This is a genomic window from Nocardioides sp. JQ2195 (assembly GCF_012272695.1).
Lineage (GTDB): Bacteria > Actinomycetota > Actinomycetes > Propionibacteriales > Nocardioidaceae > Nocardioides.
The window spans coordinates 3,646,054-3,670,997 of the sequence record NZ_CP050902.1 but is presented as its reverse complement, the minus strand read 5'-3'; the positions used below and the strand labels follow the sequence as shown (position 1 = coordinate 3,670,997).

27 protein-coding genes are annotated in these 24,944 nt (G+C 69.9%); 14 read left to right on the top strand and 13 right to left on the bottom strand.

The genetic code is table 11. The features are described 5' to 3' along the window. Window positions 1-215: 215 nt before the first annotated feature. Window positions 216-1,082: an A/G-specific adenine glycosylase gene (locus tag ncot_RS17455; protein WP_240937957.1), complete on the bottom strand. Its 867-nt coding sequence runs from the start codon at window positions 1,080-1,082 to the stop codon at window positions 216-218. Window positions 1,083-1,158: 76 nt separating this feature from the next. Between ncot_RS17455 and ncot_RS17450 the strand changes: the two genes are divergently transcribed. Continuing rightward, window positions 1,159-1,977: a hypothetical protein gene (locus ncot_RS17450; RefSeq protein WP_168618742.1), complete on the top strand. Its 819-nt coding sequence runs from the start codon at window positions 1,159-1,161 to the stop codon at window positions 1,975-1,977. A gap of 84 nt (window positions 1,978-2,061) precedes the next feature. Here ncot_RS17450 and disA read toward each other — a convergent pair whose 3' ends face one another. The 6 genes from disA to ncot_RS17420 all read right to left on the bottom strand — a co-directional run bounded on the left by disA (window position 2,062) and on the right by ncot_RS17420 (window position 8,428). Beyond that, complete coding sequence (gene disA, locus ncot_RS17445; protein ID WP_206065031.1) at window positions 2,062-3,147, bottom strand: DNA integrity scanning diadenylate cyclase DisA; 1,086 nt, start codon at window positions 3,145-3,147, stop codon at window positions 2,062-2,064. Between the two features lie 66 nt (window positions 3,148-3,213). Next, on the bottom strand, window positions 3,214-4,623 hold the full coding sequence (radA, locus tag ncot_RS17440) for a DNA repair protein RadA (protein ID WP_168618741.1): 1,410 nt from the start codon (window positions 4,621-4,623) through the stop codon (window positions 3,214-3,216). Window positions 4,624-4,633: 10 nt separating this feature from the next. Continuing rightward, window positions 4,634-5,749 (bottom strand): 3-deoxy-7-phosphoheptulonate synthase, encoded by a 1,116-nt coding sequence (locus tag ncot_RS17435; RefSeq protein WP_240937956.1) that lies wholly within the window; start codon window positions 5,747-5,749, stop codon window positions 4,634-4,636. 236 nt (window positions 5,750-5,985) lie between these two features. Further along, window positions 5,986-6,672: a class I SAM-dependent methyltransferase gene (locus ncot_RS17430; RefSeq protein WP_168618739.1), complete on the bottom strand. Its 687-nt coding sequence runs from the start codon at window positions 6,670-6,672 to the stop codon at window positions 5,986-5,988. Window positions 6,673-6,879: 207 nt separating this feature from the next. Further along, window positions 6,880-7,518 carry a VOC family protein gene (locus ncot_RS17425; RefSeq protein WP_168618738.1) on the bottom strand — a complete coding sequence of 213 codons (639 nt, stop codon included), beginning with the start codon at window positions 7,516-7,518 and terminating at the stop codon, window positions 6,880-6,882. A gap of 133 nt (window positions 7,519-7,651) precedes the next feature. Next, the gene (locus ncot_RS17420) at window positions 7,652-8,428 is read right to left on the bottom strand and encodes a hypothetical protein (protein WP_168618737.1); all 777 of its coding nucleotides are present in this window, start codon (window positions 8,426-8,428) and stop codon (window positions 7,652-7,654) included. A 39-nt stretch (window positions 8,429-8,467) separates the two neighbouring features. Between ncot_RS17420 and ncot_RS17415 the strand changes: the two genes are divergently transcribed. From ncot_RS17415 to proC, 7 genes are all read left to right on the top strand, one after another. Next, on the top strand, window positions 8,468-9,433 hold the full coding sequence (locus ncot_RS17415) for a Ppx/GppA phosphatase family protein (protein WP_168618736.1): 966 nt from the start codon (window positions 8,468-8,470) through the stop codon (window positions 9,431-9,433). Between the two features lies 1 nt (window position 9,434). Beyond that, window positions 9,435-10,229: a sugar phosphate isomerase/epimerase gene (locus tag ncot_RS17410; RefSeq protein ID WP_168618735.1), complete on the top strand. Its 795-nt coding sequence runs from the start codon at window positions 9,435-9,437 to the stop codon at window positions 10,227-10,229. Beyond that, window positions 10,226-10,837 (top strand): TetR family transcriptional regulator, encoded by a 612-nt coding sequence (locus ncot_RS17405; RefSeq protein ID WP_168618734.1) that lies wholly within the window; start codon window positions 10,226-10,228, stop codon window positions 10,835-10,837. The genes ncot_RS17410 and ncot_RS17405 overlap by 4 nt, the downstream gene beginning before the upstream one ends. Before the next feature lie 152 nt (window positions 10,838-10,989). After that, window positions 10,990-11,709 (top strand): ABC transporter ATP-binding protein, encoded by a 720-nt coding sequence (locus tag ncot_RS17400; protein WP_168618733.1) that lies wholly within the window; start codon window positions 10,990-10,992, stop codon window positions 11,707-11,709. Continuing rightward, a complete protein-coding gene (locus ncot_RS17395; RefSeq protein WP_168618732.1) occupies window positions 11,706-12,443 on the top strand; it encodes an ABC transporter permease in 738 nt (245 codons plus the stop codon). Before ncot_RS17400 ends, ncot_RS17395 begins: the two co-directional genes overlap by 4 nt. A gap of 176 nt (window positions 12,444-12,619) precedes the next feature. Then, complete coding sequence (locus ncot_RS17390; RefSeq protein WP_168619437.1) at window positions 12,620-13,555, top strand: proline dehydrogenase family protein; 936 nt, start codon at window positions 12,620-12,622, stop codon at window positions 13,553-13,555. Between the two features lie 40 nt (window positions 13,556-13,595). After that, entirely contained in the window at window positions 13,596-14,399 is an 804-nt protein-coding gene (proC, locus tag ncot_RS17385; protein ID WP_168618731.1) for a pyrroline-5-carboxylate reductase, read from the top strand. 53 nt (window positions 14,400-14,452) lie between these two features. Here proC and ncot_RS17380 read toward each other — a convergent pair whose 3' ends face one another. From ncot_RS17380 to trpS, 3 genes are all read right to left on the bottom strand, one after another. Continuing rightward, window positions 14,453-15,208 carry a lipoate--protein ligase family protein gene (locus ncot_RS17380; protein ID WP_168618730.1) on the bottom strand — a complete coding sequence of 252 codons (756 nt, stop codon included), beginning with the start codon at window positions 15,206-15,208 and terminating at the stop codon, window positions 14,453-14,455. Window positions 15,209-15,273: 65 nt separating this feature from the next. Continuing rightward, entirely contained in the window at window positions 15,274-15,939 is a 666-nt protein-coding gene (locus tag ncot_RS17375) for an HAD family hydrolase (protein WP_168618729.1), read from the bottom strand. A gap of 9 nt (window positions 15,940-15,948) precedes the next feature. After that, window positions 15,949-16,902 carry a tryptophan--tRNA ligase gene (trpS, locus tag ncot_RS17370; protein ID WP_168618728.1) on the bottom strand — a complete coding sequence of 318 codons (954 nt, stop codon included), beginning with the start codon at window positions 16,900-16,902 and terminating at the stop codon, window positions 15,949-15,951. Window positions 16,903-17,297: 395 nt separating this feature from the next. On the opposite strand from trpS, the gene ncot_RS17365 reads away from it, so the two are divergent. From ncot_RS17365 to ncot_RS17350, 4 genes are all read left to right on the top strand, one after another. Further along, window positions 17,298-17,498: a helix-turn-helix domain-containing protein gene (locus ncot_RS17365; protein WP_168618727.1), complete on the top strand. Its 201-nt coding sequence runs from the start codon at window positions 17,298-17,300 to the stop codon at window positions 17,496-17,498. A gap of 130 nt (window positions 17,499-17,628) precedes the next feature. Continuing rightward, window positions 17,629-17,730: an AURKAIP1/COX24 domain-containing protein gene (locus tag ncot_RS17360; RefSeq protein ID WP_008356322.1), complete on the top strand. Its 102-nt coding sequence runs from the start codon at window positions 17,629-17,631 to the stop codon at window positions 17,728-17,730. A gap of 30 nt (window positions 17,731-17,760) precedes the next feature. Further along, window positions 17,761-18,801: an NAD-dependent epimerase/dehydratase family protein gene (locus ncot_RS17355; RefSeq protein ID WP_168618726.1), complete on the top strand. Its 1,041-nt coding sequence runs from the start codon at window positions 17,761-17,763 to the stop codon at window positions 18,799-18,801. Further along, window positions 18,794-19,894: a lysophospholipid acyltransferase family protein gene (locus tag ncot_RS17350; RefSeq protein ID WP_168618725.1), complete on the top strand. Its 1,101-nt coding sequence runs from the start codon at window positions 18,794-18,796 to the stop codon at window positions 19,892-19,894. The genes ncot_RS17355 and ncot_RS17350 overlap by 8 nt, the downstream gene beginning before the upstream one ends. A gap of 76 nt (window positions 19,895-19,970) precedes the next feature. Here ncot_RS17350 and ncot_RS17345 read toward each other — a convergent pair whose 3' ends face one another. The 3 genes from ncot_RS17345 to ncot_RS17335 all read right to left on the bottom strand — a co-directional run bounded on the left by ncot_RS17345 (window position 19,971) and on the right by ncot_RS17335 (window position 22,936). Beyond that, window positions 19,971-21,101, bottom strand: a complete 1,131-nt coding sequence (locus tag ncot_RS17345) for a DUF5667 domain-containing protein (RefSeq protein WP_168618724.1) — start codon at window positions 21,099-21,101, stop codon at window positions 19,971-19,973. Between the two features lie 124 nt (window positions 21,102-21,225). Continuing rightward, on the bottom strand, window positions 21,226-22,005 hold the full coding sequence (locus tag ncot_RS17340; RefSeq protein ID WP_168618723.1) for a sigma-70 family RNA polymerase sigma factor: 780 nt from the start codon (window positions 22,003-22,005) through the stop codon (window positions 21,226-21,228). A gap of 100 nt (window positions 22,006-22,105) precedes the next feature. Then, window positions 22,106-22,936: an HAD-IB family hydrolase gene (locus ncot_RS17335; protein WP_168619436.1), complete on the bottom strand. Its 831-nt coding sequence runs from the start codon at window positions 22,934-22,936 to the stop codon at window positions 22,106-22,108. Between the two features lie 97 nt (window positions 22,937-23,033). On the opposite strand from ncot_RS17335, the gene ncot_RS17330 reads away from it, so the two are divergent. Together ncot_RS17330 and ncot_RS17325 are read left to right on the top strand one after the other, a co-directional pair. After that, window positions 23,034-24,644: a class I adenylate-forming enzyme family protein gene (locus tag ncot_RS17330; protein WP_168618722.1), complete on the top strand. Its 1,611-nt coding sequence runs from the start codon at window positions 23,034-23,036 to the stop codon at window positions 24,642-24,644. After that, window positions 24,637-24,882: a glutaredoxin family protein gene (locus ncot_RS17325; RefSeq protein ID WP_240937954.1), complete on the top strand. Its 246-nt coding sequence runs from the start codon at window positions 24,637-24,639 to the stop codon at window positions 24,880-24,882. Before ncot_RS17330 ends, ncot_RS17325 begins: the two co-directional genes overlap by 8 nt. Window positions 24,883-24,944: the final 62 nt, after the last annotated feature.

The following is a 24,944-nucleotide window of genomic DNA, read 5'->3' as shown; positions in this document are numbered from 1 at the left end:
CCTCGTCCCGTCCGCTGCTGCCCCACTGGCGGTCACCTCTCCCCGGGCACCCGGGGAGAGCGGAGCTCCCCGGCTGAAGCTTCTTCGGCCGGGGAGTTCTGATTTCGTCCGGGAAGTCGGACCCGTTGCCGGAGCGCGTGCCAGCTCAGGTGCCGGCCCAGCGCGCATCGCCGGCCGAGCCGGGCCGAGGCGGGCCGAGGCGGTGCGGTCCGACATCAGGGGAGACGGAAGCGACCTTCCTCGGTGCTCACGAGGAGCCCGTCGGTGAGCAGGCTGGCGAGGGCCCGGTCGCGTTGCACGTCGTCGGCCCACACCGCGTCGAGCTGTCGACGGGAGACCGCACCCTCGTTGTCCCGGAGCACGGCGAGCAGGCGGCCACGCACCTGACGGTCCGTGCCGGCGTAGGTCTGGCCCTTGCGGGGCGGCCCGTCATGGGCCGGCCGTCCGGCCGCCACCCACGCGCAGCGATCGTTGATCGGGCAGCGTGCGCACGCGGGGTTGTTGGCGGTGCAGACCAGGGCGCCGAGCTCCATCGTGGCCACGGCCCAGGTCGCCGCAGTGGGCGCGTCCTCGGGCAGCAGTGATGCGGCCAGCTCGCGCTCGCCCTTGCGCACCGAGGTCGAGGGGAATTCCACGCCGGTGACCGCGCGGGCCAGCACGCGCCGCACGTTCGTGTCGAGCACCACGTGACGCTTCCCGTGGGCGAACGACGCGATGGCCGCGGCGGTGTAGTCGCCGATCCCGGGCAGGGCGACGAGGTCGTCGTACGTCGTGGGGACCTCACCCGCGTGGCGGTCGCGGATCGCGGTGGCTGCAGCGTGGAGTCGAAGTGCTCGACGCGGATAGCCCAGCCGGCCCCAGGCGCGGACCGCTTCGCCCGGCTCCTCCGCGGCCAGGTCTGTCGGCGCCGGCCAGCGCTGGAGCCACTGCTCGTGCATCGGCAGCACGCGGGCGACCGGGGTCTGCTGGAGCATGAACTCGCTGACCATCACCGACCAGGCACTGGCCGTCTCACCGCGCCAGGGCAGCTCCCGGGCGTGCTCGTCGTACCACTCGAGGACGGGATCATGGAGCTCGCTCACGCGGGCATGCTACGTGCCGCCCCGAAGCCGTGTGTTGCTCCCCGGATCGATGGCGCGCGCTGGATATCTTGGGGCCATGAGCTCTGCAGCCCGTCCGCGGGGGCCGCTTCCCGCGCGTGTCTACTGGGTCCGTCGCGCCGTGGTCTTCGGAGCAGCGTTCCTGCTGATCTTCGGGCTGGCCCGGCTCCTGGGTTCAGGCAGCGACGGTGACCCCGAGGGCTCGAGGCCGACCGCGGAGCAGGCGGCCGGCCAGCAGACTGACGGGGCGACCGTGCCCGACACCCGCTCGAGCAGCTCCGCGAAGGCGCCCAGGAAGAAGAAGACCAAGGCCCCGCTAGCCCAGCCCAGCGGCCCCTGTGCCCCGGCGGACCTCACGGTTGCGCCTGAGGTCGACCGGGTGGCCGCCAACGACACCATCGAGATCCCCTTCGAGATCACCGGGGTCGAGGAAGCCTGCACCTTCACGGTGTCCTCGAAGTCGATGGTCATCCGCATCACCTCGGGCTCGGACCTCATCTGGAGCAGCCAGCAGTGCTCGAAGCTGCCCGAGGAGGACATCGTGGTCCGCTCGGCCCAGGCCGCGAAGGTGATCCTGGAGTGGAACGGTCGCCGCTCCGAGGACGACTGCGGTCGCACGGCAGCCTGGGCGAAGATCGGCTGGTACCACGTCGAGGCAGCCGCCTTCGGCGGCGAGCCCACCTCCGACAAGTTCGAGCTGACCGGCCCGGAGCCGGAGAAGGTCTACAAGACCGTGAGGCCGAAGCCCGAGAAGGCCAGGAAGAAGTCCCGGGAGCAGGACGAGAAGACGGCAGACCAGGAGAAGACGGACGAGGAGAAGGCGGACCAGCCTTCTGCGTCGACCACGCCGTCGGGGTCCGTCGAGCCGAACGGCTGAGCGCCCGGGACGTTTGAGCGTCCAGACTGGCTGACAGGCTGGCGGACAGACCCGCCGACCGGAACCGCCGTGCGTCGCGGAGGACTACACGTAGCGCTCGAGGATGCTGGACTCGGCCAGGCGGGAGAGTCCCTCGCGCACGCTGCGGGCACGCAGCTCGCCGACGCCGTCGACGCTCTGCAGGTCATCGATGCCGGCGGAGAGCAGCTTCTGGAGCGTGCCGAAGTGACCGACGAGTCGCTCGACCACCGACGAAGGCAGCCGCGGGACCTTGGCCAGCAGGCGGAACCCGCGAGGCGCCACCGCGCCGTCGAGGTGTTCGCTGGCGCCCAGGCCCAGGGCCTTGGCCACGGCGGCCGGGTCGACCAGCTCGGTGGGAGAGAGGCTCTCCAACCGGGACAACACGTCCTCGGGTGACTTGGCCCGACGACCAGCGGGCAGGTAGTCGCGGATCACCAGCTCGCGCTCGATGTCGACACCCGTGATGAGCTCCTCCAGCTGCAGCGACAACAGGCGGCCGTCGGTGCCGAGCTCGAGGACGTAGTCCTCGATCTCCCGAGCGATGCGGGTGACCATCTCCAGGCGCTGGGCCACGACGGCCACGTCACGCACCGTGACCAGGTCTTCGATCTCCAGCGCGGACAGCGTGCTCGAGACCTCGTCGAGCCGCAGCTTGTAGCGCTCGAGGGTGGCCAGGGCCTGGTTGGCGCGCGAGAGGATCTGGGCGACGTCCTCGAGGACGTGGCGGGTCTCGCCGACGTAGGCCGCGATGATCTGCATCGACTGCGAGACGGAGATGACCGGGAAGCCGGTCTGGCGGGCGGCGCGGTCGGCGGTGCGGTGCCGGGTGCCGGTCTCCTCGCTGTGGATCGTGTGGTCGGGCATGAGGTGCACGGCAGCGCGGTGGATCCGGGTCAGCTCGGAGTCGACGATGATCGCGCCGTCCATCTTGGCCAGCTCTCGCAGGCCGGTGGCGGTGAAGGGAACGTCGAGGGTGAAGCCGCCGGTGGCGATCGACTCGACCGTCTTGTCGTAGCCGAGCACGATCAGGGCGCCGGTGCGCCCGCGGAGGATGCGCTCGAGGCCGTCGCGCAGGGCTGTGCCCGGGGCGATCGAGGCAAGCGTCGCCCGGAGTCGGAGCGTGTCCTCGGAGCGTTCGATGATCGCCACGCGTCCCCCATTCTCGTTCGGCCTCGGAATTGGCGTCAGTCTAGGGGATGGGCGGCGTGGGCACGGTCATCGTGAGGTGTCCGCCGGGCCCCGGAAGCCCAGCAGGTGGAGCACGGAGCCGATGTCGGGAACGTCGATCACCTTCATGCCGTCGACGGTGCGTCCTTCGGGCCCGGCATGGGCAGAGCTGCCCGAGCGATCGGTGGGCACCAGCGCGTAGGTGAAGCCGAGGCGGGCCGCCTCGGCGAGTCGCTGGGGAAGGTCGCGGACCCGGCGCAGCTCGCCGGCCAACCCGATCTCACCCATCGCCACGATGCCCTTGGGGGCCGGCCGGTTGTAGGTCGCGGAGGCCAGGCTGATCGCAATGGCCAGGTCGGTGGCCGGCTCGGTGAGCTTGGCGCCGCCGACGGTCGAGGCGAAGACGTCCTGGTTGTGCAGGCGGAGACTGCCGTGCTTCTGCAGGACGGCCAGGACCATGGCCACGCGCGAGGAGTCGAGCCCCGAGGTGGTGCGCCGTGGCTTCTCGGCCGGTGACACGGTGACCAGCGACTGCACCTCGGCCAGCAGGGGACGCCGGCCCTCCATGCTCACCGCGACGCAGGTTCCCGGAACCTGCTGGAGGTGGTTCTCGACGAACAGGCCGGTGGGATCGGTGACTGCGGTGATGCCTTCGGCGGACAGATCGAAGCAGCCGACCTCGTCAACCGGCCCGAAGCGGTTCTTCATGGCCCGGAGCATGCGGAAGCGCGAGTTGCGGTCACCCTCGAAGTGGAGGACGACGTCGACGACGTGCTCCAGCACCCGCGGGCCGGCGATGGTGCCGTCCTTGGTCACGTGGCCGACCAGGACCGTGGTGATGTTGCGGGTCTTGGCCACCCGGATCAGCGCGGCCGCGACCTCCTTGACCTGGCTGACCCCACCGGGGACGCCGTCGACGTCGGAGGCGGCGATGGTCTGGATCGAGTCGATCACCAGCAGCTGTGGCCGGACCTGCTCGATGTGGGTGAGCAGGGCACCGAGATCGGTCTCGGCGGCGAGGTAGAGCTCGTCGTGGACCGCGTCGGTGCGGTTGGCCCGCAGCCTCACCTGGGAGGCCGACTCCTCGCCGGTGATGTAGAGCGTGCGCCGCTTGTGCTGTGCCGTGCGAGCCGCCACCTCGAGCAGCAGTGTGGACTTGCCGACGCCGGGCTCGCCGGCGAGCAGGATCGCGGCGCCGGGCACCAGCCCGCCGCCCAGCACCCGGTCGAGCTCGTCGACCCCGCTGCTGCGGGTGGTCGACTCCTCGACGGAGACCTGGCCGATCGGGACTGCCGCCGTGGTGACCGGGCCGGCCTTGACCGCGCGGGCCTGCACGGCGCCGACCTCGTTGACCGACCCCCACGACTGGCACTCGCCGCAGCGGCCGACCCACTTGGCCGTCTCCCAACCGCACTCGCTGCAGCGGTAGGAGGAACGCGTGGCCTTCTTGGTGCTCATGCCCGACAACCTAGGCGAGGCCGCCGACAACGGAGGCAGCGAGGCGGTCGAGCGTCTCGACCGTGGCGTCCCAGCCCATGCAGGCATCGGTGACGCTCTGCCCGCGGACCAGGCCGGACGGGCCGGCCGAGACATCGAGCTTCTGGGCTCCGGGGACCAGGAACGACTCGAGCATCACTCCGGCGATGCCCGAGGCCCGGGTGGCCACCTGCGCGGCCAGCTCGGCGGCGACCTCTGCCTGGCGGACGTGGGACTTGCCGCTGTTGCCGTGGCTGGCGTCGACGACGAGTCGCGGGTTGAGGCCGGCGTCCGACAGTCGGGCACGGGCTCCGGCGACCTGGTCGGGGGAGCAGTTGGGTCCGTCCGCGCCGCCCCGCAGGATCAGGTGCGTGTCCGGATTGCCCTCGGTGGCGACCAACGAGGCGCGTCCCTGGTCGTCGATCCCGAGGAAGGACTGGGGAGACGCGGCTGCGGAGCAGGCGTCGAGGGCGACCTGCAGGCCGCCGTCCGTCCCGTTCTTGAACCCGACCGGCATCGAGAGCCCGGAGACCAGCTGGCGATGGATCTGGCTCTCGGTGGTGCGGGCACCGATGGCACCCCAGCCGACCAGGTCGGAGAGGTACTGCGGGCTGATCGGCTCGAGGAACTCCGTCGCGGTCGGCAGGCCGAGGTCGGTGACGTCGGCGAGGAAGCGCCGGGCCGCGAGCAGCCCGGTGGCGATGTCGTGGCTGCCGTCCAGGTGCGGGTCGTTGACCAGGCCCTTCCAACCGACCGTGGTCCGCGGCTTCTCGAAGTAGGTGCGCATCACCACGAGGAGGTGCTCCCGGTGCCGTTCCGCCTCGGCGGCCAGGCGGACGGCGTACTCGAGGCCGGCGTCGGTGTCGTGGATGGAGCACGGTCCGACGATGACCAGCAACCGGTCGTCCACCCCGTCCAGCACGGCGCGCACCTCGTCACGCCCGCGTGCCACGACCGCCGCCCGGGCATCGGTGAGCGGGACGTCGTCCGCCACCGCGCGTGGTGTGGGCAACGCCTCGAAGCGGCGCACCCGCAGGTCGGACGTGCCGGGGGAGTCGCTGGTCGGGGCGCTGGTGGGAGCGCTGGCTGAGGCCTTGCTGGTGTTCACGTGGGTTCCCGTCTGCTGGTGGCGGGATCCGGTCCAGAACCCGCCGTGAAACGACGAACGGGCAGAGAGTGGTCTCCGCCCGGGTGGCTCTGAAGGTGTTGGTGCGCGTTCAGCTGATCGCGGGCCCCTCCAGAGCCGACGCAAAATACGCATACCAACGGATGTTCATGGTGGTCAGCCTACGTCACTGGGACAAGGGCCGGACGCCGTGGTCGGATGCTGGTCGGCCGGACCGCTCAGAACGTGCGCGACCAGAGGTTCACCGCGTAGTCGACCCGGTGGTCGGCGTACGTCGACAGGACGTGCTCGGCGGTCTCTGCGTCGAACTCGATGCGGACGACGGCCTCGAAGTCGCTCCGGTCGGTGAACTCCCAGCGCATGGTGAGCCGGTGGCGCTGCCAGCCTCGATGCGACCAGAACCGCTCGACGGCAACCGGGTCGACCTCGGGATAGCCACGACGGAACCAGCCGCCGAACGTGGAGCGGGTGGGATCGTTGTCGATGACGAAGGCGGTGCCACCACGGCGTACGACGCGATCGAGCTCCGCCAACCCCGGCTCGCACCCGGGCCCGAAGAAGTAGGCCCATCGGGCCTGCACGACGTCGACGGACGCGTCGGGCAACGGAATCCGCTGGGCGGCGCCCTGCAGGACCTGCACGTTGGTCAGGCGGCGCACCCGGCGCCGGGCGATGGCGACCAGGTCGGGGTGTGGCTCGACCCCGATCACCTCACCGGCCCGGGCCCAGCGGGGGAGGTGGAAGCCGGTTCCGCAGCCGAGGTCGAGGAAGGTGCGCCCCGACCAGTCCGCGATCGAGCGCATGGTGGTCTCGATGACGCCGTCGGGGTCGACCGCCCGGTTCTCGAGCTCGTAGGTCGCCGGGTTGTGCCAGATGTTCGGGCTCGGGACGGCGCCCCTGGACACGGCGAACTTTCGGCTCGCGGGCCCCGATCTCGACGCGCTCGCGTGACTTCGTCCCTCAGTCACGTCGCCTGCTCGATCTGGTCGGTCCCACGGCACGGGCTCGTGGTTTCGAGACGCTCGCTTGCGCTCGCTCCTCAACCACCGTCGGCTCCATGGCTGGTGGTTTCGAGACGCTCGCTTGCGCTCGCTCCTCAACCACCGTCGGCCCTATATCCGGACGAGGCCGTTCGGGGTCTGGAACTGGGCGGCGACCACGCCAGGGGTGCCGTTGGGAGCGACCCACTCGACCTTCACGTCTTCGAGGGGCGACTCGACGGTCTCACCGAGCCACTCGCTGACCCGGTGAGGGTCGCCGGCGATCTCCAAGCAGGCAAGGGAGAAGTCGTCCGAGGCCCCGTGGCTCGGGTGGTCGTCGCTGGAGGAGATCCACTCGATGAAGAACGGCAGCTGAGGGTCGGAGATCAGTCCGTTGACGCCGATCTGCTTCCACTGCAGCTCCGTGCCATCAGGGCGGTGGCGGTTGCCGGCGACGGCCTCGCGACCGAGACGCTGCTCGACGGAGCTGATCTCGTCGACCGCGACGACCCAGCCGAGCCAGCCGCCCCCGAGTGCCGAGCGGGCACGGACGGCCTGGCCGAACGGGGCCTTGTCGGAGGCCGGGTGGTCGAGGACCTCGACGACCTCCAGGTACGTGTGGCCGGCCAGGGGAAGGATGCGGTTGCGGGTTCCGAAGCGTGGGTGGATCCCACCGTCGGTGAACTCCTTGCCGAGCAGCTTCCCGAGCCGCTGAGCTGTGGCGGCGAGTCCGTCGGGTCCGGCCGCGAAAGAGAGATGGTCCAGGCGCATGGCAAGCATTGTTGTCTCTCGGTGTTCCGTGGCCCACATCGGGGGTGGGATCTCTTGACGTCGAGAGGGTTGTGTGCAGCGAACCCCGGCAGCCTCAGCGAACCCCGGCAGCCTCAGTGAAGGCCGGCTGGCCTCAGCGCGGGTCGGCGGGGTGGATCGCGAGCAACGACCTCGAGCGCAGGTGCGCCTCGCAGTGTCGGACCAGCTCGTCGTACGCCGGCTTGCCCATCAGCTCGGTCAGCTCGGGCTCGTTCGTGACGAAGAGCGGGTCGAGCGCGACGTGGGCCTCGGGGTTCCCCGTGCAGTACCAGTCGAGGTCGTGGCCGCCCGGCCCCCAGCCGCGACGGTCGTACTCGGTCACCGTGACCTCGGAGTACGTCGTGCCGTCAGGGCGCTCGACGTCTCGGAAGGTGCGACGGATCGGCAGCTGCCAGCACACGTCGGGCTTGGTCTCCAGCGGGTTGCGCCCCTGCGCCAGGGCCAACCCGTGCAACGCGCAGCCGGCTCCGACGGTCCAGTTGTCGGTGCGGAAGTCGGCGCGGTTGTGGAAGATGCAGGCGCTCTGCCCGTCGACCTCGATCGCCAGTGTCTTGCGGGCGCCCTCCTCGTCCTTCTCGACCCAGTCCTTGCGGCGCACCTTGCGGCCCGGGTGGAACTGCCACATGGTCTCGTCGAGCTGGTCGACGAACTCGGCCACCCGGTTCTCGTCGTCCTTGTCGGAGAAGTGCGCGCCGAGCGTGCAGCAGCCGACGTCGGGGGAGTCCTGGTAGATCCCCGCGCACCCCGACCCGAAGATGCAGGTGTAGTTCGACGTCAGCCAGGTGAGGTCGCAGCGGAAGACCTGGTCGTCGTCTGCCGGATCGAGGAACTCGACCCAGGCGCGGGGAAAGTCGAGGGGTACTTCAGGCACCGGGCAACCATACGGCGTGCCCGGGGATACCGTGTCTCCATGAGGCTGGGAGTTCTCGACATCGGTTCCAACACCGGTCACCTGCTCGTCGTCGACGCGCACGGTGGGGCGGCGCCGTTGCCGGCGTACTCCTACAAGGAGCCGCTGCGGCTGGCCGAGCACCTGGACGAGAGCGGCGCCGTGACGCGCGCCGGGATCGAGGCCCTCACTGCGTTCTGCCGCGAGGCGCTGGTGGTGGCGGAGGACAAGGGCTGCGAGGAGACCCTCGGGTTCGCGACGTCGGCGGTTCGCGACGCGGTCAACACCGACGCGGTGCTCGACCACGTGCGCGAGGTGACCGGGGTCGATCTCGAGGTCCTGCCCGGGGAGGACGAGGCACGGTTGACCTTCCTCGCGGTACGCCGCTGGTTCGGGTGGTCTGCCGGCCGCCTGGCGGTCTTCGACATCGGCGGTGGCTCGCTCGAGATCGCCGGCGGCCGGGACGAGTCCCCCGACGTGGCCTGGTCGTTGCCGTTGGGCGCAGCCCGCCTGGCCAAGGACTGGTTCGGGGCGGGTGTGCCCGACGGCGACGGCATGCGTGCCCTGCGCCGCACGATCCGTGCTGAGATCGCCCGCGACGCCGGCAACCTGCTCCGGGGCGGTGCGCCCGACCGTGCAGCCGCGACCTCCAAGACCTTCCGGTCGCTGGCCCGCATCTGTGGCGCCGCGCCCTCCGACGAGGGGCCGCTGGTCGCCCGGCAGCTCGGCGCGGAGGAGCTGCAGGGGTGGCTGCCCAAGCTGATGGAGATGACGCCCGAGGACCTCGCCGGCCTGCCCGGGGTCTCGCCCAGCCGTTCCCACCAGATCGTGCCGGGGGCGCTGGTCGCCGAAGCCGTGATGGACATCTTCGACCTGTCAGCCCTCGAGATCTGCCCGTGGGCGCTGCGCGAGGGTGTGATCCTGGAGCGCTTCGACCAGATCAGCGTGCTCGACACCGTGTGGCCCGGACGAGTGGGCACTGACTGACGTGGCTCCACTGGTCGGCCTCTCCACTGCCTCGGTCTATCCCGAGTCGACCGCGCACGCCTTCGCCCACGCGGCGCGGTTGGGCTACGACGCGGTCGAGGTGATGGTCGGCATGGACTCGTTGAGCCAGCAGGTCTCGGCGCTCAAGCAGCTGTCGCGGCACCATGCGATGCCGGTGTGTGCCGTGCACGCGCCGTGCCTGCTGGTCACCCAGCGGGTCTGGGGATCCGACCCGTGGGGCAAGCTCGAACGGTCCGCGGAGATGGCGCTCGAGGTGGGCGCCGACGTGGTCGTGGTGCACCCGCCGTTCCGGTGGCAGAAGGACTACGCGCGCGAGTTCGTCTGGGGGATCCAGGGTCTGGAGGACGCCACCGGCATCGCGTTCGCGGTGGAGAACATGTACCCGTGGCGGGCCTCCTCACGGCGGGGGATCGAGGTCTACTCGCCGGGCTGGGACCCCTCGGAGGAGAGCTATGCGAACGCCACCGTCGACCTCTCCCACGCGGCAACGGCCCACTCCGACCCGCTGGCCATGGTGAAGCGGCTGGGCAAGCGCCTGCGGCACCTGCACCTGACCGACGGAAGTGGCTCGGCCAAGGACGAGCACCTGGTGCCCGGTCGCGGCAACCAGCCGGCCGCGGAGCTGCTCGGCCACCTGGCCGACACCGGGTTCGAGGGTCACATCGTCGTGGAGATCAACACCCGCCGGTCGGGCACGGTCGCGCAGCGCACCGTCGACCTGAAGGACTCGTTGCAGTTCGTCCGCGATCACTTCGTCACCGAGGTCGTCCGGTGAGCGCCGGCTCGCGTGGCCCCGGCCGGCGCTCCGGCCGGCGTCCGGGATCGCCGGACACGCGCGCGGGCATCCTCGCGGCGGCGAGGAAGCTGTTCGCAGAGCGTGGCTACGCCAGTGCGTCGGTGCGGGCGATCGCTCTGGCGGCGGAGGTCGACCCGTCCTTGGTGCACCACTACTTCGGCACCAAGGACGACCTGTTCCTGGCTGCGCTGCAGCTGCCGGTCGACCCGCGCGTGCTGCTGGCCCCCGCCGTCGCCGAGGGGGCGGACGGTGCCGGCGAGCGCATGCTGCGGGTCTTCCTCTCGGTCTGGGACGACCCTGAGCTGCAGCTGCCCCTGCTCGGCCTGGCCCGCAGCATGGCCGAGCCGGACGGACAGGTGCTGTTGCGCGAGGGGTTCCTCAAGGTGGTCATCGGTCCCATCGGAGTTGCCCTCGGCATCGACGACCCGGGGCGTCGGATGCCGCTGGTGGCCAGCCAGGTGCTCGGTCTGATCCTGGTCCGTTATCTGCTCCGGGTCGAGCCGCTGGCGTCGATGCCCGCCGACGACGTGGTCGCCATCTTTGCGCCGACCGTGCAGCGCTACCTCACCGGCGAGCTGCCCTCGTAGTCCTGCCGGGTCCCGGTCGACGCCAGCGACTCCGACAGAGCGCCGCGGCCGTGTCGGCCGCGTGTGGTGCGTCCCGGTGGCGCCCGGCCTGCAGGGTCGAGCGGGCCCGCAGGGGGTTGCGTCCCGCTGTGGACGCGCGCATAATTCAACGCATGATGAATTATGCGATCGAGGTGGACGACCTGACCGTCGTCCGTGGCGCGCGCACCGTGCTCCCGGGGATCAGCTTCGCGATCCCCACCGGTCAGGTCACCGGCCTGCTCGGTCCCTCTGGGTGCGGCAAGTCGACACTCATGCGAGCAGTCGTCGGAGTGCAGGTGGTCGAGTCCGGCACCGTCGCCGTGCTCGGTGAACCGGCCGGCAGCAGGCCCTTGCGCGACCGGGTCGGCTACGTCACCCAGGCCGCCAGCGTGTACGACGACCTGACCGTGGCGGAGAACCTGCGCTTCTTCGCCCAGGTCCTCGCCGCGACCACTGACGACGTCGAGCGGTCGATCGTCGCGGTCGACCTCGACGACCACCGTGACCAGGTCGTGGGCAACCTCAGCGGCGGACAGCGTTCGCGCACCAGCCTCGCGGTCGCCCTGCTGCGCCAACCCGACGTGCTCGTCCTCGACGAGCCGACCGTCGGGCTCGACCCCGTCCTGCGTCGCGACCTCTGGGCGCTCTTCCACGAGCTCGCCGACGGTGGCACGACGGTCCTGGTCTCCAGCCACGTCATGGACGAGGCGGAGCGGTGCGACCGGCTGCTGCTGATGCGGGAGGGCCGGATCATCGCCGACGACTGCCCTGGGGCGATCAAGGCCGGTGCCGGAGCCGACGACATCGAGACCGCGTTCCTGGCCCTGGTCGAGAAGGAGGCGGTCGCATGAACCCCCGCATCACCCTGGCCGTCACCCGGCGGGTGCTCACCCAGCTGCGGCGCGATCCGCGCACCCTCGTCATGCTGCTGGTCCTGCCCTGCCTGTTGATCGCACTGCTGTGGTGGATGTTCGACGACCTGCCCGGCAACACCTTCGACGAGCTCGGGCCCGGGCTGCTGGCGATCTTCCCGTTCATCATCATGTTCCTGGTGACCAGCGTGACCACGCTGCGCGAGCGCGGCAGCGGCACGCTCGAGCGGCTGCTCTCGATGCCGTTGGGCAAGGGCGACTTCCTGGTCGGCTACGCGCTCGCCTTCGCCCTCGTCGCCGTCGTGCAGTCGGTGCTCGCGGTGGCCCTCAGTGTCGGGCTGCTCGACCTCACCATCCGGGGGCCGGTGTGGCTGCTCACCGTGGTCGCCGTGGCCGACGCCGTCCTCGGCACCGCGCTGGGACTGTTCGTCAGCGCCTTCGCCAACACCGAGTTCCAGGCAGTGCAGTTCATGCCGGCGCTGGTGATCCCGCAGATCCTGTTGTGCGGACTCTTCGTCAAGCGCACGGTGCTGCCCGACGTGCTCGAGGTGATCAGCAACTGCCTGCCCTTGTCCTACGCGACCGACGCGATGACGCACCTGACCACCAGCAGCTCCACCACCGAGGTGTGGCAGGACCTGGCCGTGGTCGTCGCCTTCGCCGTGGCCGCCCTTGCCCTGGGTGCGGTCACGCTGCGTCGGCGTACGCGGTGACCGAGGGCACGACGACGCCGGCCACGACCGTGACAGCGATCGGAGTGGCAAGCAACAGGGGGAGACGGGCCTGACGGCGAGCTGGCGCCGGCCCCCGTTGCCCCGGCCCTTCGTTGCCCCGGCCGGTGCGACTTTCACACGTTGACGGGGGCGGCGATAGCCTGTTCGGCATGCCGTTGCTCCGCCAACCCCTTCTGCTCCTCGCCAGGAGCGAGCGGGTGAAGAAACTCGTCAGCACGATGCCGGTCTCCTCCGGCATCGTCTCCAACTACGTCCCCGGGGAGTCCACGGAGGCGGCCGTGGCGGCCGCTGCTGCCCTCGTCGAGGACGGGCTCGCCGCGACCCTGGACTTCCTCGGCGAGGACACCCTCGACGCGGCCCAGGCGGACGCCACCGTGGCGGCGTACATCGAGCTGCTCCAGCAGCTCTCCGAGCACGGGCTGGCGCGCCATGCCGAGGTCTCGGTGAAGCTGACCGCGATCGGCCTGATGCTCTCCGGCAACGGCTCCGGGCACAAGATCGCGCTGGAGAACGCCCGAGCCATCTGCCGGGCGGCACGCAACGCCGGCACCACGGTCACCATCGACATGGAGGACCACACCACCACGGATGCGACGTTGGCCGTCCTCGCCGAGCTGCGCCAGGACTTCCCCGAGACCGGCGCCGTGCTGCAGGCCTACCTGCACCGCACCGAGGACGACTGTCGCGCGCTCGCCCACCAGGGCTCGAGGGTTCGGTTGTGCAAGGGCGCCTACAACGAGCCGGAGTCGGTCGCGTTCCAGGACAAGCTCGACGTCGACAAGTCCTACGTGCGCTGTCTCAAGGTCCTGCTCAACGGTGGTGGCTACCCGATGGTCGCCACCCACGACCCCCGGATGATCGCGATCGCCTCGTCCATCGCCGCCGACGTCGGCCGGGAGAAGGGGACCTACGAGTTCCAGATGCTCTACGGCATCCGACCCGAGGAGCAGAAGCGGCTCGCGGGTGCCGGGGAGACCGTGCGGGTCTACGTGCCCTACGGCCAGGAGTGGTACGGCTACCTCATGAGACGCCTCGCGGAGCGTCCGCAGAACCTGTCATTCTTCGTGAAGTCGCTGGTCTCCAAGAAGTAGTCCGACCGGCAGCATCTCTCCAGGAAGTGGGTGGATCCGCGTGGCACAGACCGCCATCATCGGTGCCGGAGTCATGGGGGAGACCCTGCTCTCCGGGCTGATCCGGGCCGGTGCCGACCCGGCGACACTCCTGGTCGGTGAGAAGCGTGAGCCCCGCGCCCGCGAGCTCGAGGAGAAGTACGCCGTCAGCGTGGTCTCCAACGTCGAGTCCGCCGAGCAGGCCGAGACCCTGGCCCTCGTGGTGAAGCCCCAGGACATGGGCACCGTGCTCGACGAGATCGGCCCCCACCTGCGCCCCGGCCAGCTGGTCGTCTCGTTGGCGGCCGGCATCACCACCGCGTTCATCGAGGCGCGCATCCCCGACGGGATCGCGGTCGTGCGGGTCATGCCGAACACTCCGGCCCTGGTCGACGAGGGCATGTTCACGATCTCGCCCGGCTCACACTGCGACGACGCGCACCTCGCCCTGGCCGAGCAGCTCCTCGGCGCCACCGGGCGGGTGCTGCGGATCCCCGAGAAGCAGCAGGACGCGGTCACCGCGATCTCCGGCTCCGGGCCGGCCTACATCTTCTACGTCGTCGAGTCGATGGTCGAGGCGGGCGTGCACCTGGGCCTGCCGCGCGCCACGGCGACGGAGCTGGTCATCCAGACGCTGTTCGGCTCGGCGAAGATGCTGCGCGACACCGGCACCCACCCGACGGTGCTGCGCGAGCAGGTGACCTCGCCGGCCGGCACCACCGCCGCCGCGATCCGCGAGCTCGAGGTGCACAAGGTGCGTGCGGCGTTCCTCTCGGCGATGGAAGCGGCCCGCGACCGCTCTCAGGCCCTCGCCGAGGGTTCCTGACGCGAACGGGCAACTCTTGCTGCGCGAACGGGCAGTTGTTGCGGCGCGAACGCTCAATTGTTGTCGTCGGTGACCCGGTGGTCAGCGACCATGGCGTCTGCCTGATCGAGCACCGTCGCTGCGATCGTTGAGGCGACCAGGCCGAACCGGTCGTCGTACGCCCCGATGACGGCCTGCTCGAGGGTGTCGAGTGGTACGCCGGGAGCCTCCTCGACGAACGCTCCGACGGAGGCAGGGTCGAACTCGACCTCCAGCGCCGTGTAGACCTCGGCGAGCAGCGGTCGCAGGACCGACGCGTCGTCGAGCTGGACGATCGAGCTGAACAGCCAGGCATCGCGCACCATCCGTTGCGCCGTGCCGATCAGCTTCACCGTGCCCCGCGCGTTGATCGAGTGGGCGCCGGGGCAGTACTCGCCCGGGACCTCCCCGACCCGGGCGTCGATGCCGAAGTCGGCGAGCACGCCGGCCAGCATCGCGCCGTAGTCCTCGAAGCGAGCGTCCATCCCGCCGAGCGATGCCGGGTCACGTTGCACGTGGTCGACGACGAGCGCGGCCGGCGTGCACGCGACAGCGCGGCCGCCCGATGCTCGTACGACGGGGGTGAAGCCCGCCTCGCGACAGGCCCGGGCCGCATCCTGGAAGCCCGGACGATTGGTGTCCCGCCGCCCGAAGGCCACCATGCGCGTGGGCCTGAAGACCCGCAGCGCGGCACCGATCTCGCCCCTGCTCGCCTGACGTAGCAAGGCATGGGAGGCCGCCATCTCGAGCGCCGGGTCGTCGTCGGCCACGCGTCCACGAAGAAGGTCCACGCCAGCACGGTAGTGGAGCGTGATCGGGGATCATCCAGTCACTCGGTGACCGCGATGCTCCACCATCAGATCAGGAGGTCGTCGAGCGAGCGGACTCGGTCGCCGTCGTGGTCGGGGTGGGCGTCGAAACGGTCGAGCAGCACCGCAGCGAGCCCGGCGGCGAGGGCGCCCTCGACGTCGATCGGGACCGAGTCGCCCACCATGGTCACCTGCTCCGGGGGAAGACCCAGCGTCCCGCAGGCGACGAGGAACGGTCGAGGGTCGGGCTTGCCTGCGGGAAAGTCCGAGCTGGCGAACAGTGGCATCCGGAGGTCTGCCAAGCCAACCCGTTCGATCTTGAGGGCCTGCTGCTCGCGCGCGCCGTTGGTCAGCACCCCGACCACCACGCCGTCCTCGTGCAGGCGTTCGATCGCCGGCCGGGCATCGGCGAAGGCGCGCCAGTCCGTGCGGTAGTGCGTGCGGTAGGCGTTGAACGCCTCGTCCGCCTCGGCATCGTCGACGTGTTGCGCGAGGAACTCGCGAACCCGCTCACGTCCCTGTTCCTCGTAGGTGAGCTCACGAGCCTGGTAGCGGCGGTAGTGGCGATCCGAGACCGTGCGCCACCGGGTGGAGAGTGCTTCCTCCTCTCCCGACACTCCGCGTTCCAGTGCCCACCGCACGACGGCCGAGCGCGCCGCCGTGGTGTGGTCGAAGAGGGTGTCGTCGAGGTCGAACAGCACGGCGCGGATCACGTCGACACCCTAGGCCAGGCCCATCGCGGTCCGTGCCGCCGCGAGGACCGGTGCGGTCACCTGGCGGCACGTCGCTGCACCCTCCTCGAAGACTGCGGAGACCGAGGCGTCGTCGAGGTCGGCGTACCGCTTCTGGATCGGCTCCAGCTGCGCCACCACGGCATCGGTGACGGCCGACTTCAGGGCGCCGTACGTCGTGACGCCCGCGGCCGATCCGCCGCACGCCTCGAGGATGTCGAGCAGGTTGGTCACCCCGGGCTTCTCGGTGCGGTCGGCGCGAACCGCTGCGGCGCCGACGTCCGAGTCGGTGACCGCGCGCGCGATCTTGCGGCGTACGACGTCGGGCGCATCGAGGAGGTGGATGATGCCCGCCCCGTCGACGTGGGACTTGCCCATCTTGGTGGTCGGTTCCTGCAGGTTCATCACCCGAGCGCCGGCAGGTGGAGTGACGATCTCGGGGACGGTGAACACCTCGCCGTAGGTGCGGTTGAAGCGCAGCGCCAGGTCGCGGGTCAGCTCGACGTGCTGGCGCTGGTCGTCGCCGACGGGCACCTGCTCGGGCCGGTAGAGCAGGATGTCGGCGGCCATCAGCGCCGGGTAGGTGTAGAGCGACGCTCGGGTCGCGGGTTGGTCCCGCCCCTTCTCCTTGAACTGGATCATCCGGTTCAGCTCGCCGGTGTGCACCGTCGACTCGAGCAGGAACGACAGCTCGGAGTGTGCCGGCACCCGGCTCTGCACGAAGAGGGTGCTCTCGTCCAGGCCGACGGCGAGCAGGAGTCGTGCCGTCTCGACGCTCAGGGAGCGGAGGGCCGCGGGGTCGTGGGGCACGGTCAGGGCGTGCAGGTCGGCGATGCCGTAGAAGCAGCGCCCCTCCGACTGCCCGGCGACCATGGGACGCAGTGCGCCGAGAAGGTTGCCGAGGGTGAGGTGGCCGGTGGGCTTGAGCAGGGACAGCTTGATCATGGTGACTCCTTGGGTGTGGGCCCACGGGTCAGCCGCAAATGCACGACGGCCGCCCGGGGGCGGCCGATTCGAAAAAGCTGAGCTTCGATGGTGGTCCGCCTCTCAGGCGGGCCACCACTGGGTCGAGGACGTCGTCAGCACGGATCCAGTCTGCCACATCGCCGCAGGTGCCGAGGATGCTCCATCCGAGGCACAAGAACCCGCAGTTCGCGCAGCAAGAACCCGCCGTTCGCGCGAGAGGAATTGTCGCGGATCAATTCGACACGCCGAGTGATCAGAACTATTTTGGTGTCCACTCTTCCCCACGAGTCACTTCAGGCCCTATTCTCACGGAAGTAAGGCACGGCTCACGCCTGTGGGGAAGCAGGCGACGTGTCATAAGAAAGTGGTGTGTCATGGCAAACCCTGGCGAGATCTCTGAGGTGAAGTTCCTGACGATCGCCGAGGTCGCAGCGATGATGCGCGTCTCCAAGATGACTGTCTACCGCCTCGTCCACAGTGGCGACCTGGCAGCAGTGCGGGTCGGGCGTTCCTTCCGGGTCACCGAGAAGGACGTCAACGAATACATCGAGCGCAGCTTCTACGACGCTGGTTGAGCTCGTCCCGCCCTGCCACGATGCGGTCAGGTCGACCGCTGGTTTCTGCCCATTGCCCATTGCCCGATAGGCTGTGGCGGTCGCCCCGGCCGTTCCGTCGGGAGTGACCGCAAGCTCTGGAAGGAAAACAGTGGGTTCAGTCATCAAGAAGCGCCGTAAGCGTATGGCGAAGAAGAAGCACCGCAAGCTGCTCAAGAAGACGCGCGTGCAGCGTCGCAAGCTCGGCAAGTAGTCCTCGACCGAAGACTGACGGACGCCGAGCATGGGCAGGGTCGTTCTGGTCACCGGGGTCTCTCGAGACCTCGGTCTCCGGTTTGCCCGCGAGATCGCCACTGACCCGGCGGTCGATCGTGTCATCGGCGTCGACATCGTCCCCCCGCGGGGCGACACCACGGGCGTTGACTTCATCCGTGCCGACATCCGAAACCCGGTCATCGCCAAGGTGATCGTGAAGGAGGAGGTCGACACCGTCGTCCACATGAGCGTCATTGCCACCCCCGGTGGCGTCGGCGGTCGGGCGACGATGAAGGAGCTCAACGTCATCGGCACCATGCAGCTGCTGGCGGCATGCCAGCGCGCCCCGGGCCTGCGCAACCTCGTGGTCAAGTCGACCACCACGGTGTACGGCGCGAGCAGCCGCGACCCTGCGATGTTCACCGAGGACATGGATCCGAAGCGCACCCCGAGCTCGGGCTACTCCCGCGACGCCTACGAGGTCGAGGGCTACGTCCGCGGCTTTGCCCGTCGTCGTCCCGACGTGCGCGTGGCGATGCTGCGTGCGGCGAACATCATCGGTCCCGACGTCCAGTCACCCATCACGCACTACTTCAAGCTGCCGGTGCTGCCGCAGGTCATGGGGTTCGACCCGCGCCTGCAGTTCCTCCACGTCGACGACCTGATGGCCGTGATGCGCTTCGCCACGCTCTCCGAGGGCGCCGTCGGCACCGTCAACGTCGCGGGTGACGGGGTGATCATGCTGTCGCAGGCCGCCAGGCGTCTCGGGCGTACGTCGTTGCCGTTGCCGCCGTTCGCCGTCGCTGGACTCGGCTCCTTGCTGCGTCGCGGCGGCCTGGCCGACTTCTCACCCGAGCAGGTGGCGTTCCTGACCTACGGTCGAGGCGTCGACACCTCACGCATGCGTGACGACTGGGAGTTCGAGCCGAGCCACACGACGGCGTCGGCCTTCGCGGACTTCGCGCGCACCCTGCCTCCCGGCATCCACGCCCCCGGAAACGTGGCCTCGGCGGACCACGTCCTGGCCGGGCTCGCCCACCAGCTCGCGCGAGGAGACGCCCGTGGGTGACGCGGACATCATCCCCATCGGCACCCGCGGCCGCCCCGGTCGCGGCAGCGGGAGCCAGCGGCCTTCGTCAGCGGCCCGCAACCTGGCCGGCAACGCGCGAAAGCCTGCCCCGGCCAAGGACAGGGCCCCGGCCCCAGACGGGGCGGCTCCACGCGCCAGCACCTCCGACACCTCCGCGGTCGACCGGGAACCCGGTGGCGGCATCCCGGTGGGCGACTGGCTCGCGGCGGTCAACGCCGCAGCACTCGAGGTCTTCGGCACCGACTGGGAGCCACGGCTGGCCCAGTTCCTGGCCTTCCTGCGGCGTCGCCTCACCGGCGACTACGTCGTCGACGAGTACGGCTTCGACGCCGAGGTGACCGAGCGGTTCTTCATGGCCGCCCTGCGCCCGATCGCCCAGAAGTGGTTCCGCATCGAGGTGCGCGGACTGGAGAACATCCCCACCGACGGCGGCGCGCTGGTCGTGTCCAACCACTCCGGGACGATCCCGGTCGACGGACTGATGACCATGGTCACCACCCACGACCACACCGGCCGTTTCCTGCGGCCGCTGGGCGCCGACCTCGTCTTCCAGATGCCCGTCATCAGCGGACTGGCCCGCAAGGGCGGCGCGACCCTGGCATGCAGCGAGGACGCCGAGCGGATGCTGCGTGGCGGTGAGCTCGTGGCGGTCTGGCCCGAAGGCTTCAAGGGCATCGGCAAGCCCTACTCCGAGCGCTACAAGCTGCAACGCTTCGGTCGCGGCGGATTCGTCTCCGCGGCGCTGCGCACGGGTGTTCCGATCATCCCGCTGTCCGTCGTCGGGGCGGAGGAGATCTACCCGCTGGTCGGGAACGTCCCGTCGCTGGCACGACTGCTCGGCATCCCCTACATCCCGATCACGCCGTTCTTCCCGCTGCTCGGGCCGCTGGGCCTGGTTCCGCTGCCCTCGAAGTGGCTGCTGGAGTTCGGCGAGCCGATCCGCACCGACGAGTACGACGAGACCGCCGCCGACGACCCGATGCTGGTCTTCAACGTGACTGACCAGGTGCGCGAGACCATCCAGCAGACCCTCTACAAGCTGTTGATGGAGCGCACGTCGGTCTTCCGCTGAGCTCTCGGGAGCGGCGGCACTTGCCGGAGCGAGCCGGGACGGGCTGATTCCGGGCGATCAGCCGACAGGCCAGGCGTCAGTCGCCCAGGCCGAGGAGCGGGTCGGTCAGGCCCAGGAGCCCGTCGACCAGGCCGTCGTCGCCGAGGACGGGATCCGTGACCTTCTCGACGGTCTTGCTGAGGTCGTCCACGGCCTTCTTGGCCTTCTTCACCGGCGCGTCGTCGACCGGTGCCGTCGTCGTACCACCGTCACTGGTCGGCGACGGTGGGGTGACGTCGTTCACGAGGTTCTCGGGGAGGTTGACGACCTCATCCGGGTCGATGGCCTGGTTGGGCTCACCAGCGGGGATCTCGGCGGCCGGAGCCTGGGTGGGGGAGACCAGCGGGCCGGTGTCGGAGGTGCGCAGCGCCAGGACCAGGCGGGTGGGCACCTCGAGCACGGAGGCCCCACAGTCCGGGCAGACCGAGGTGATGCGGTCGTTGATGTCGCTGAGCACCCTGGCGGCGCGGTTGAGCGAGTCGGTCGCGGCCGCCGGGAGCAGGGCGTCGAGGGACACCAGCTTCGCCATGCTGCTGCTGACGAACGTGCGCAGCTCGTTGACCGGCTCGATGTCGGCGTCGTCGCCATAGTGGTCGAGAACCAGGTCGGCACCGGACTCGGCCTGGTCGGTGAAGTCGTCGAGCGTGCTCGGAAGCTGGTTGGCGTTCTCCGCGTCGACCTGGCGGGCCAGTGCCTCCACCTCGGCGAGCCGGCCGGATGCCTGCTCGAGCGCGGTCTCTGCCCTGGCCCCCTCGCTGATCGAGAGCGACGACTGGACACCCTCGATCGCACGCTTGACCGGATAGAGGGTGTCGCCCGGCAAGGAACCCTGGGCGGCGACAGCGACCGAGGTGGTCGCGCCGAGCAGGGCGACGATGCCGCCCACGATCGCCAGGCGGCGGTCACGGCGGCTGCGCGGGTGGGTCGGCAGCGCGAGCTTGCGGTCGATCTGGCTCAGCGCGACTTCGGCCTCGGCCATCAGCTGGGAGCGGAGCTCGGTGACGAACTCGGGGCGAGGGGCGGGGGCCTCCACGCTGCGCATGGCGGACACTGCGGCGAGCAGGTCGCGATGGCGGGCCCGGACGTCGTCCGAGAGCTGATCGGCGTCCTTCTCGACCAGCTCGGCGAACTCCTCGGCGCGTCGTTGCGCCGGAAGCAGCGAGATCATCGCTTTCGTCCTGTCAGTAGGTGTGCTTCGTCAACCCGTGCGCAGTCTCGCGTCGAGGTCGACCCCGTCACCCGTGCCAACGACGAGAGCCGGAGGGAGGTTACGCACTGAGACGCGGAACTCATCAGTCCCTCATCCCCGCCGGAAGCAGCTTCGCGAGGTTGCGCACGCCGCGCAGCTGCAGCTGCTTGACGGCGCCGTCGGAGCGGGACAGCACCTTCGCGGTCTCGGCGATGCTCATGCCTTGGAGGAAGCGCATGACCAGGCACTCCTGCTGCTCCTTGGGCAGCTTCTGGAGGGCGATCAGCAGGGATTCGTTGTTGAGCGAGGCGAGGACGGCCACCTCGGGGCCCTCGGTGGAGTCGTCGTGGATGCCCATGTCTTCGGTGGTCATCTCGAGACGGGTGCGACCGGCCTTGAAGTGGTCGGTGGTGAGGTTGCGGGCGATGGTCATCAACCAGGCACCGAAGTCCTTGCCCTGCCAACGGAAGTTGTTCATCGACCGGAGCGCCCGGAAGAACGTCTCCGACGCCAGGTCCTCGGCCAGGGTCTGCGACCGGGTGCGGTAGTAGAGGAACCGGTAGACCGACGGGTGGTAGTGGTCGAAGAGCTGGCCGAACGCCTCCTTGTCACCACCGCGAGCGAGCTCGACCAGGGCGATCAGACGCTCGCGGTCCGCCTCGTGCTCTGCGGAGGATGAGGCCTGGTCGGCGTCGTCGTAGGGGCCGTTGCCGCCGCTGCCCGCCCCACGGTGGTCGGCGTGCCCTCCGGCGAGCACGCCGCTCGACGGCGCGCTGCTGTGGGCGACGGCCAGGGCGAGGTCCGGCTCGGCTGCCAGGGCAGACAGGACGGCTTCGCGCAGCGCGGCCAAGCCGCGGGCGATGCCCTCGTCTCCCGGAACCATGGAACTACCCTCCCCGCGAGCCCTCCCATGGCCCGACCTACTACACAGTAGTCAACGTTTTGGCCGCTGTGAACCGATTCCCACGGAAATCACACTCCGGTCAGGAACGGGGTCGACGCATCGCGGCCACGGCGGCGACACCACCCGTCGCGGCGCCAGCCACGGCGCCGGCCAGCAGTCCGGCACGAGCCGCCCGACGGCCGGTGCGGTAGTCACGGATGCGCCAGCCACGCTCTCGGGCATGGGCGCGGAGCTTCGCGTCGGGATTGATCGCCACCGGATCGCCGACCAACGAGAGCATCGGGAGGTCGTTGGAGGAGTCGCTGTAGGCCGAGCAACGCGACAGGTCGAGACCCTCGCGGGCGGCGAGCGCCTTGATCGCCTCCGCCTTGGCCGGACCGTGGAGCATGTCACCGACCAGCTGGCCCGTGTAGACGCCGTCGACGTGCTCGGCGACGGTGCCCATCGCGCCGGTCAGCCCGAGCCGCTTGGCGATGATGGTGGCGATCTCGATCGGGGCGGCGGTGACCAGCCAGACACGTTGCCCCTCGTCGAGGTGCAGCTGCGCCAGGGCCCGGGTGCCCGGCCAGATCCGGTGGGCCATCGCTTCGTCGAAGATCTCCTCGCCCAGCTCCTCCAGCTCGGCCACGGTGTGGCCGGCGATGAAGCTCAGGGCCGAGTTGCGGGCCTCGGCGACGTGCTCGGGGTCCTCGACGCCGACGAACCTGAAGTAGGCCTGCTTGTAGGCGGCACCGAGGATGTCGCGGGTGGTGAAGAACTTGCGACGGTGCAGGCCCAGCGCGAAGTGGAAGATGCTGGCACCCTGCATGACGGTGTTGTCGACGTCGAAGAAGGCCGCGGTGCGCGGGTCCTGGGGCATGTCGAGGGCGGACTCCACCTCCGCCGCGGAGGCGGCGGCCTCCCCAGCCATGGTCGAGCGTTGTTGCAGGTCGATCCGCTTCGCAGGGCGTGGGCGCTTGGTGGTCACTCCTCAAGCCTAGGGCGCAGGCTTGTGGAAGTATCTAGACATGACGAACTCCGTCGCTGACCTGCTGACCTCGGCTGCCCATGACCTGCCGGACGGCCTGGCCGTCGTCGAGGCCTCCGGTGATCGCCGGGTGACCTGGTCCGAGCTCGATGACGAGGTCGACCGGGTCGCCGCGGGACTCGGTCGCGAGGGGACCGTCGCCGGTTACCGGGTGATGATGGCCCTGGGCAACCGGATCGAGTTCATCACCACCTATCTGGGCGTGCTGCGCGCGCAGCTGGTCGCCGTACCGGTCAATCCCCGCTCCACGGCCAACGAGTTCGCCCGGATGCTCGCCGACTCGGGCGCGCGCCTGGTCGTCGCAGACCCCGGCACGGTCGGCACGGTCCGTGAGGCCCTGGCGCTGCTCGAGCGTGCCCGCAGCGGTGAGGTCGACGGGATCGACCCGGAGACCCTGGAGGACGTACCCACGCCGCGCACCGTCGTCGTCGGGGCCAGCCCCGCCGAGGGTGAGCGTTCCTACGACGAGCTCGTCGCCAGCCACGGTCGCGCCCTGCCGGCACTCCAGGACTCCGAGACCCTGGCGGCGCTCCTCTACACCAGTGGCACGTCGGGCCGTCCCCGTGCTGCGATGCTCAGCCATCGTGCGCTGCTCTCCAACATCGAGCAGATCGCCTCGGTGGACCCGCCGATGCTCGGCGTCGACGACGTCGTGCTGGGTGTGCTGCCCCTGTTCCACGTCTACGGGCTCAACGCGGTGCTCGGCGGCGCGCTCCGGATGCGCGCGCGAGTCGTGCTCGCCGACACCTTCGAACCCGCCGGCACCCTCGACCTGATCGAGGACGAGGCGATCAGCGTGGTGCCGGTGGCGCCGCCGGTCTTCACCCACTGGCTGCCGATGGACGACCTGGCGGAGCGCCTCGGACCGGTCCGGCTGGTGCTCTCCGGATCGGCGCCACTGTCCGCCGAGGTGGTCGATGAGTTCATGGACAAGGCTGCTGTGGAGGTGCACCAGGGCTATGGGCTGACCGAGGCCGCCCCCGTGGTGACCTCGACCCTGTGCAGCAGGGCCGCCGAGGCCGGCTCCGTGGGAGCCGCACTGCCCGGCATCGAGATCCGACTGCGTGACGAGGACGGCGGACCGGTCGAAGGACACGACCCGGGCGACATCGAGATCCGCGGCGGCAACCTCTTCGACGGCTACTGGCCCGATGGCTCCGACGGCCCCGACGACGAGGGTTGGTGGGCAACCGGTGACGTGGGCTTCCTCGACGACGGCGACCTCTTCCTGGTCGATCGGCGCAAGGAGCTGGTCATCGTGTCCGGCTTCAACGTCTATCCGTCGGAGGTCGAGGAAGTCATCAAGGACACCCCCGGCGTACGCGACTGTGCGGTGGTCGGCGTCGAGGACGACAGCACCGGTGAAGCCGTCGTTGCCTACGTCGTGGCCGCGGACTCGGTGTCCGCCGACGAGGTCGAGGCCGACGTGCGCGCCCGTTGTGCGGACCGACTGGCTCGCTTCAAGCAACCCACCACGGTGCACGTGGTCGACGAGCTGCCCTACACGATGACGGGCAAGGTGCAGAAGGGCAGGCTCCGGGCCGCCGCTCGCAGACGGGTCGCTCTCTTCGAGGAGCCCGACGGTGAGTGATCAGCCCCGGGTGCGGCTCTACTCCCGGGCCGGGTGCCACCTGTGCGACCAGGCCCGCGTGGTGGTGGAGAAGGTCTGCGCCGAGCTGGGCGAGTCCTTCGACGAGGTCGACATCGACGGCGACCCGGTGCTGCGCGAGAAGTTCACCGACGAGGTCCCGGTGACGTTCGTCGACGGTTCCCAGCACGACTTCTGGCGCGTCGACGAGACCCGCCTGCGCACCGCGCTGACGCGCTGAAGGACCCCCCGTGGAGGTGAGTCTTCTCACCTGTGGTAGCCATCCGACGGACTCGTTTTGTT

Bases quoted from the DNA above. Each gene is read 5' to 3' on its own strand.
- radA (WP_168618741.1), bottom strand. From the start codon at position 4,623: ATGAGCACCAAGAAGGCCACGCGTTCCTCCTACCGCTGCAGCGAGTGC.
- ncot_RS17340 (WP_168618723.1), bottom strand. From the start codon at position 22,005: ATGGTTCCGGGAGACGAGGGCATCGCCCGCGGCTTGGCCGCGCTGCGC.
- ncot_RS17400 (WP_168618733.1), top strand. From the start codon at position 10,990: ATGATGAATTATGCGATCGAGGTGGACGACCTGACCGTCGTCCGTGGC.
- ncot_RS17330 (WP_168618722.1), top strand. From the start codon at position 23,034: ATGACGAACTCCGTCGCTGACCTGCTGACCTCGGCTGCCCATGACCTG.
- ncot_RS17450 (WP_168618742.1), top strand. From the start codon at position 1,159: ATGAGCTCTGCAGCCCGTCCGCGGGGGCCGCTTCCCGCGCGTGTCTAC.
- ncot_RS17425 (WP_168618738.1), bottom strand. From the start codon at position 7,518: ATGCGCCTGGACCATCTCTCTTTCGCGGCCGGACCCGACGGACTCGCC.
- ncot_RS17365 (WP_168618727.1), top strand. From the start codon at position 17,298: ATGGCAAACCCTGGCGAGATCTCTGAGGTGAAGTTCCTGACGATCGCC.
- ncot_RS17335 (WP_168619436.1), bottom strand. From the start codon at position 22,936: ATGGCTGGGGAGGCCGCCGCCTCCGCGGCGGAGGTGGAGTCCGCCCTC.
- trpS (WP_168618728.1), bottom strand. From the start codon at position 16,902: ATGATCAAGCTGTCCCTGCTCAAGCCCACCGGCCACCTCACCCTCGGC.
- ncot_RS17395 (WP_168618732.1), top strand. From the start codon at position 11,706: ATGAACCCCCGCATCACCCTGGCCGTCACCCGGCGGGTGCTCACCCAG.
- ncot_RS17345 (WP_168618724.1), bottom strand. From the start codon at position 21,101: ATGATCTCGCTGCTTCCGGCGCAACGACGCGCCGAGGAGTTCGCCGAG.
- ncot_RS17415 (WP_168618736.1), top strand. From the start codon at position 8,468: ATGAGGCTGGGAGTTCTCGACATCGGTTCCAACACCGGTCACCTGCTC.
- ncot_RS17355 (WP_168618726.1), top strand. From the start codon at position 17,761: ATGGGCAGGGTCGTTCTGGTCACCGGGGTCTCTCGAGACCTCGGTCTC.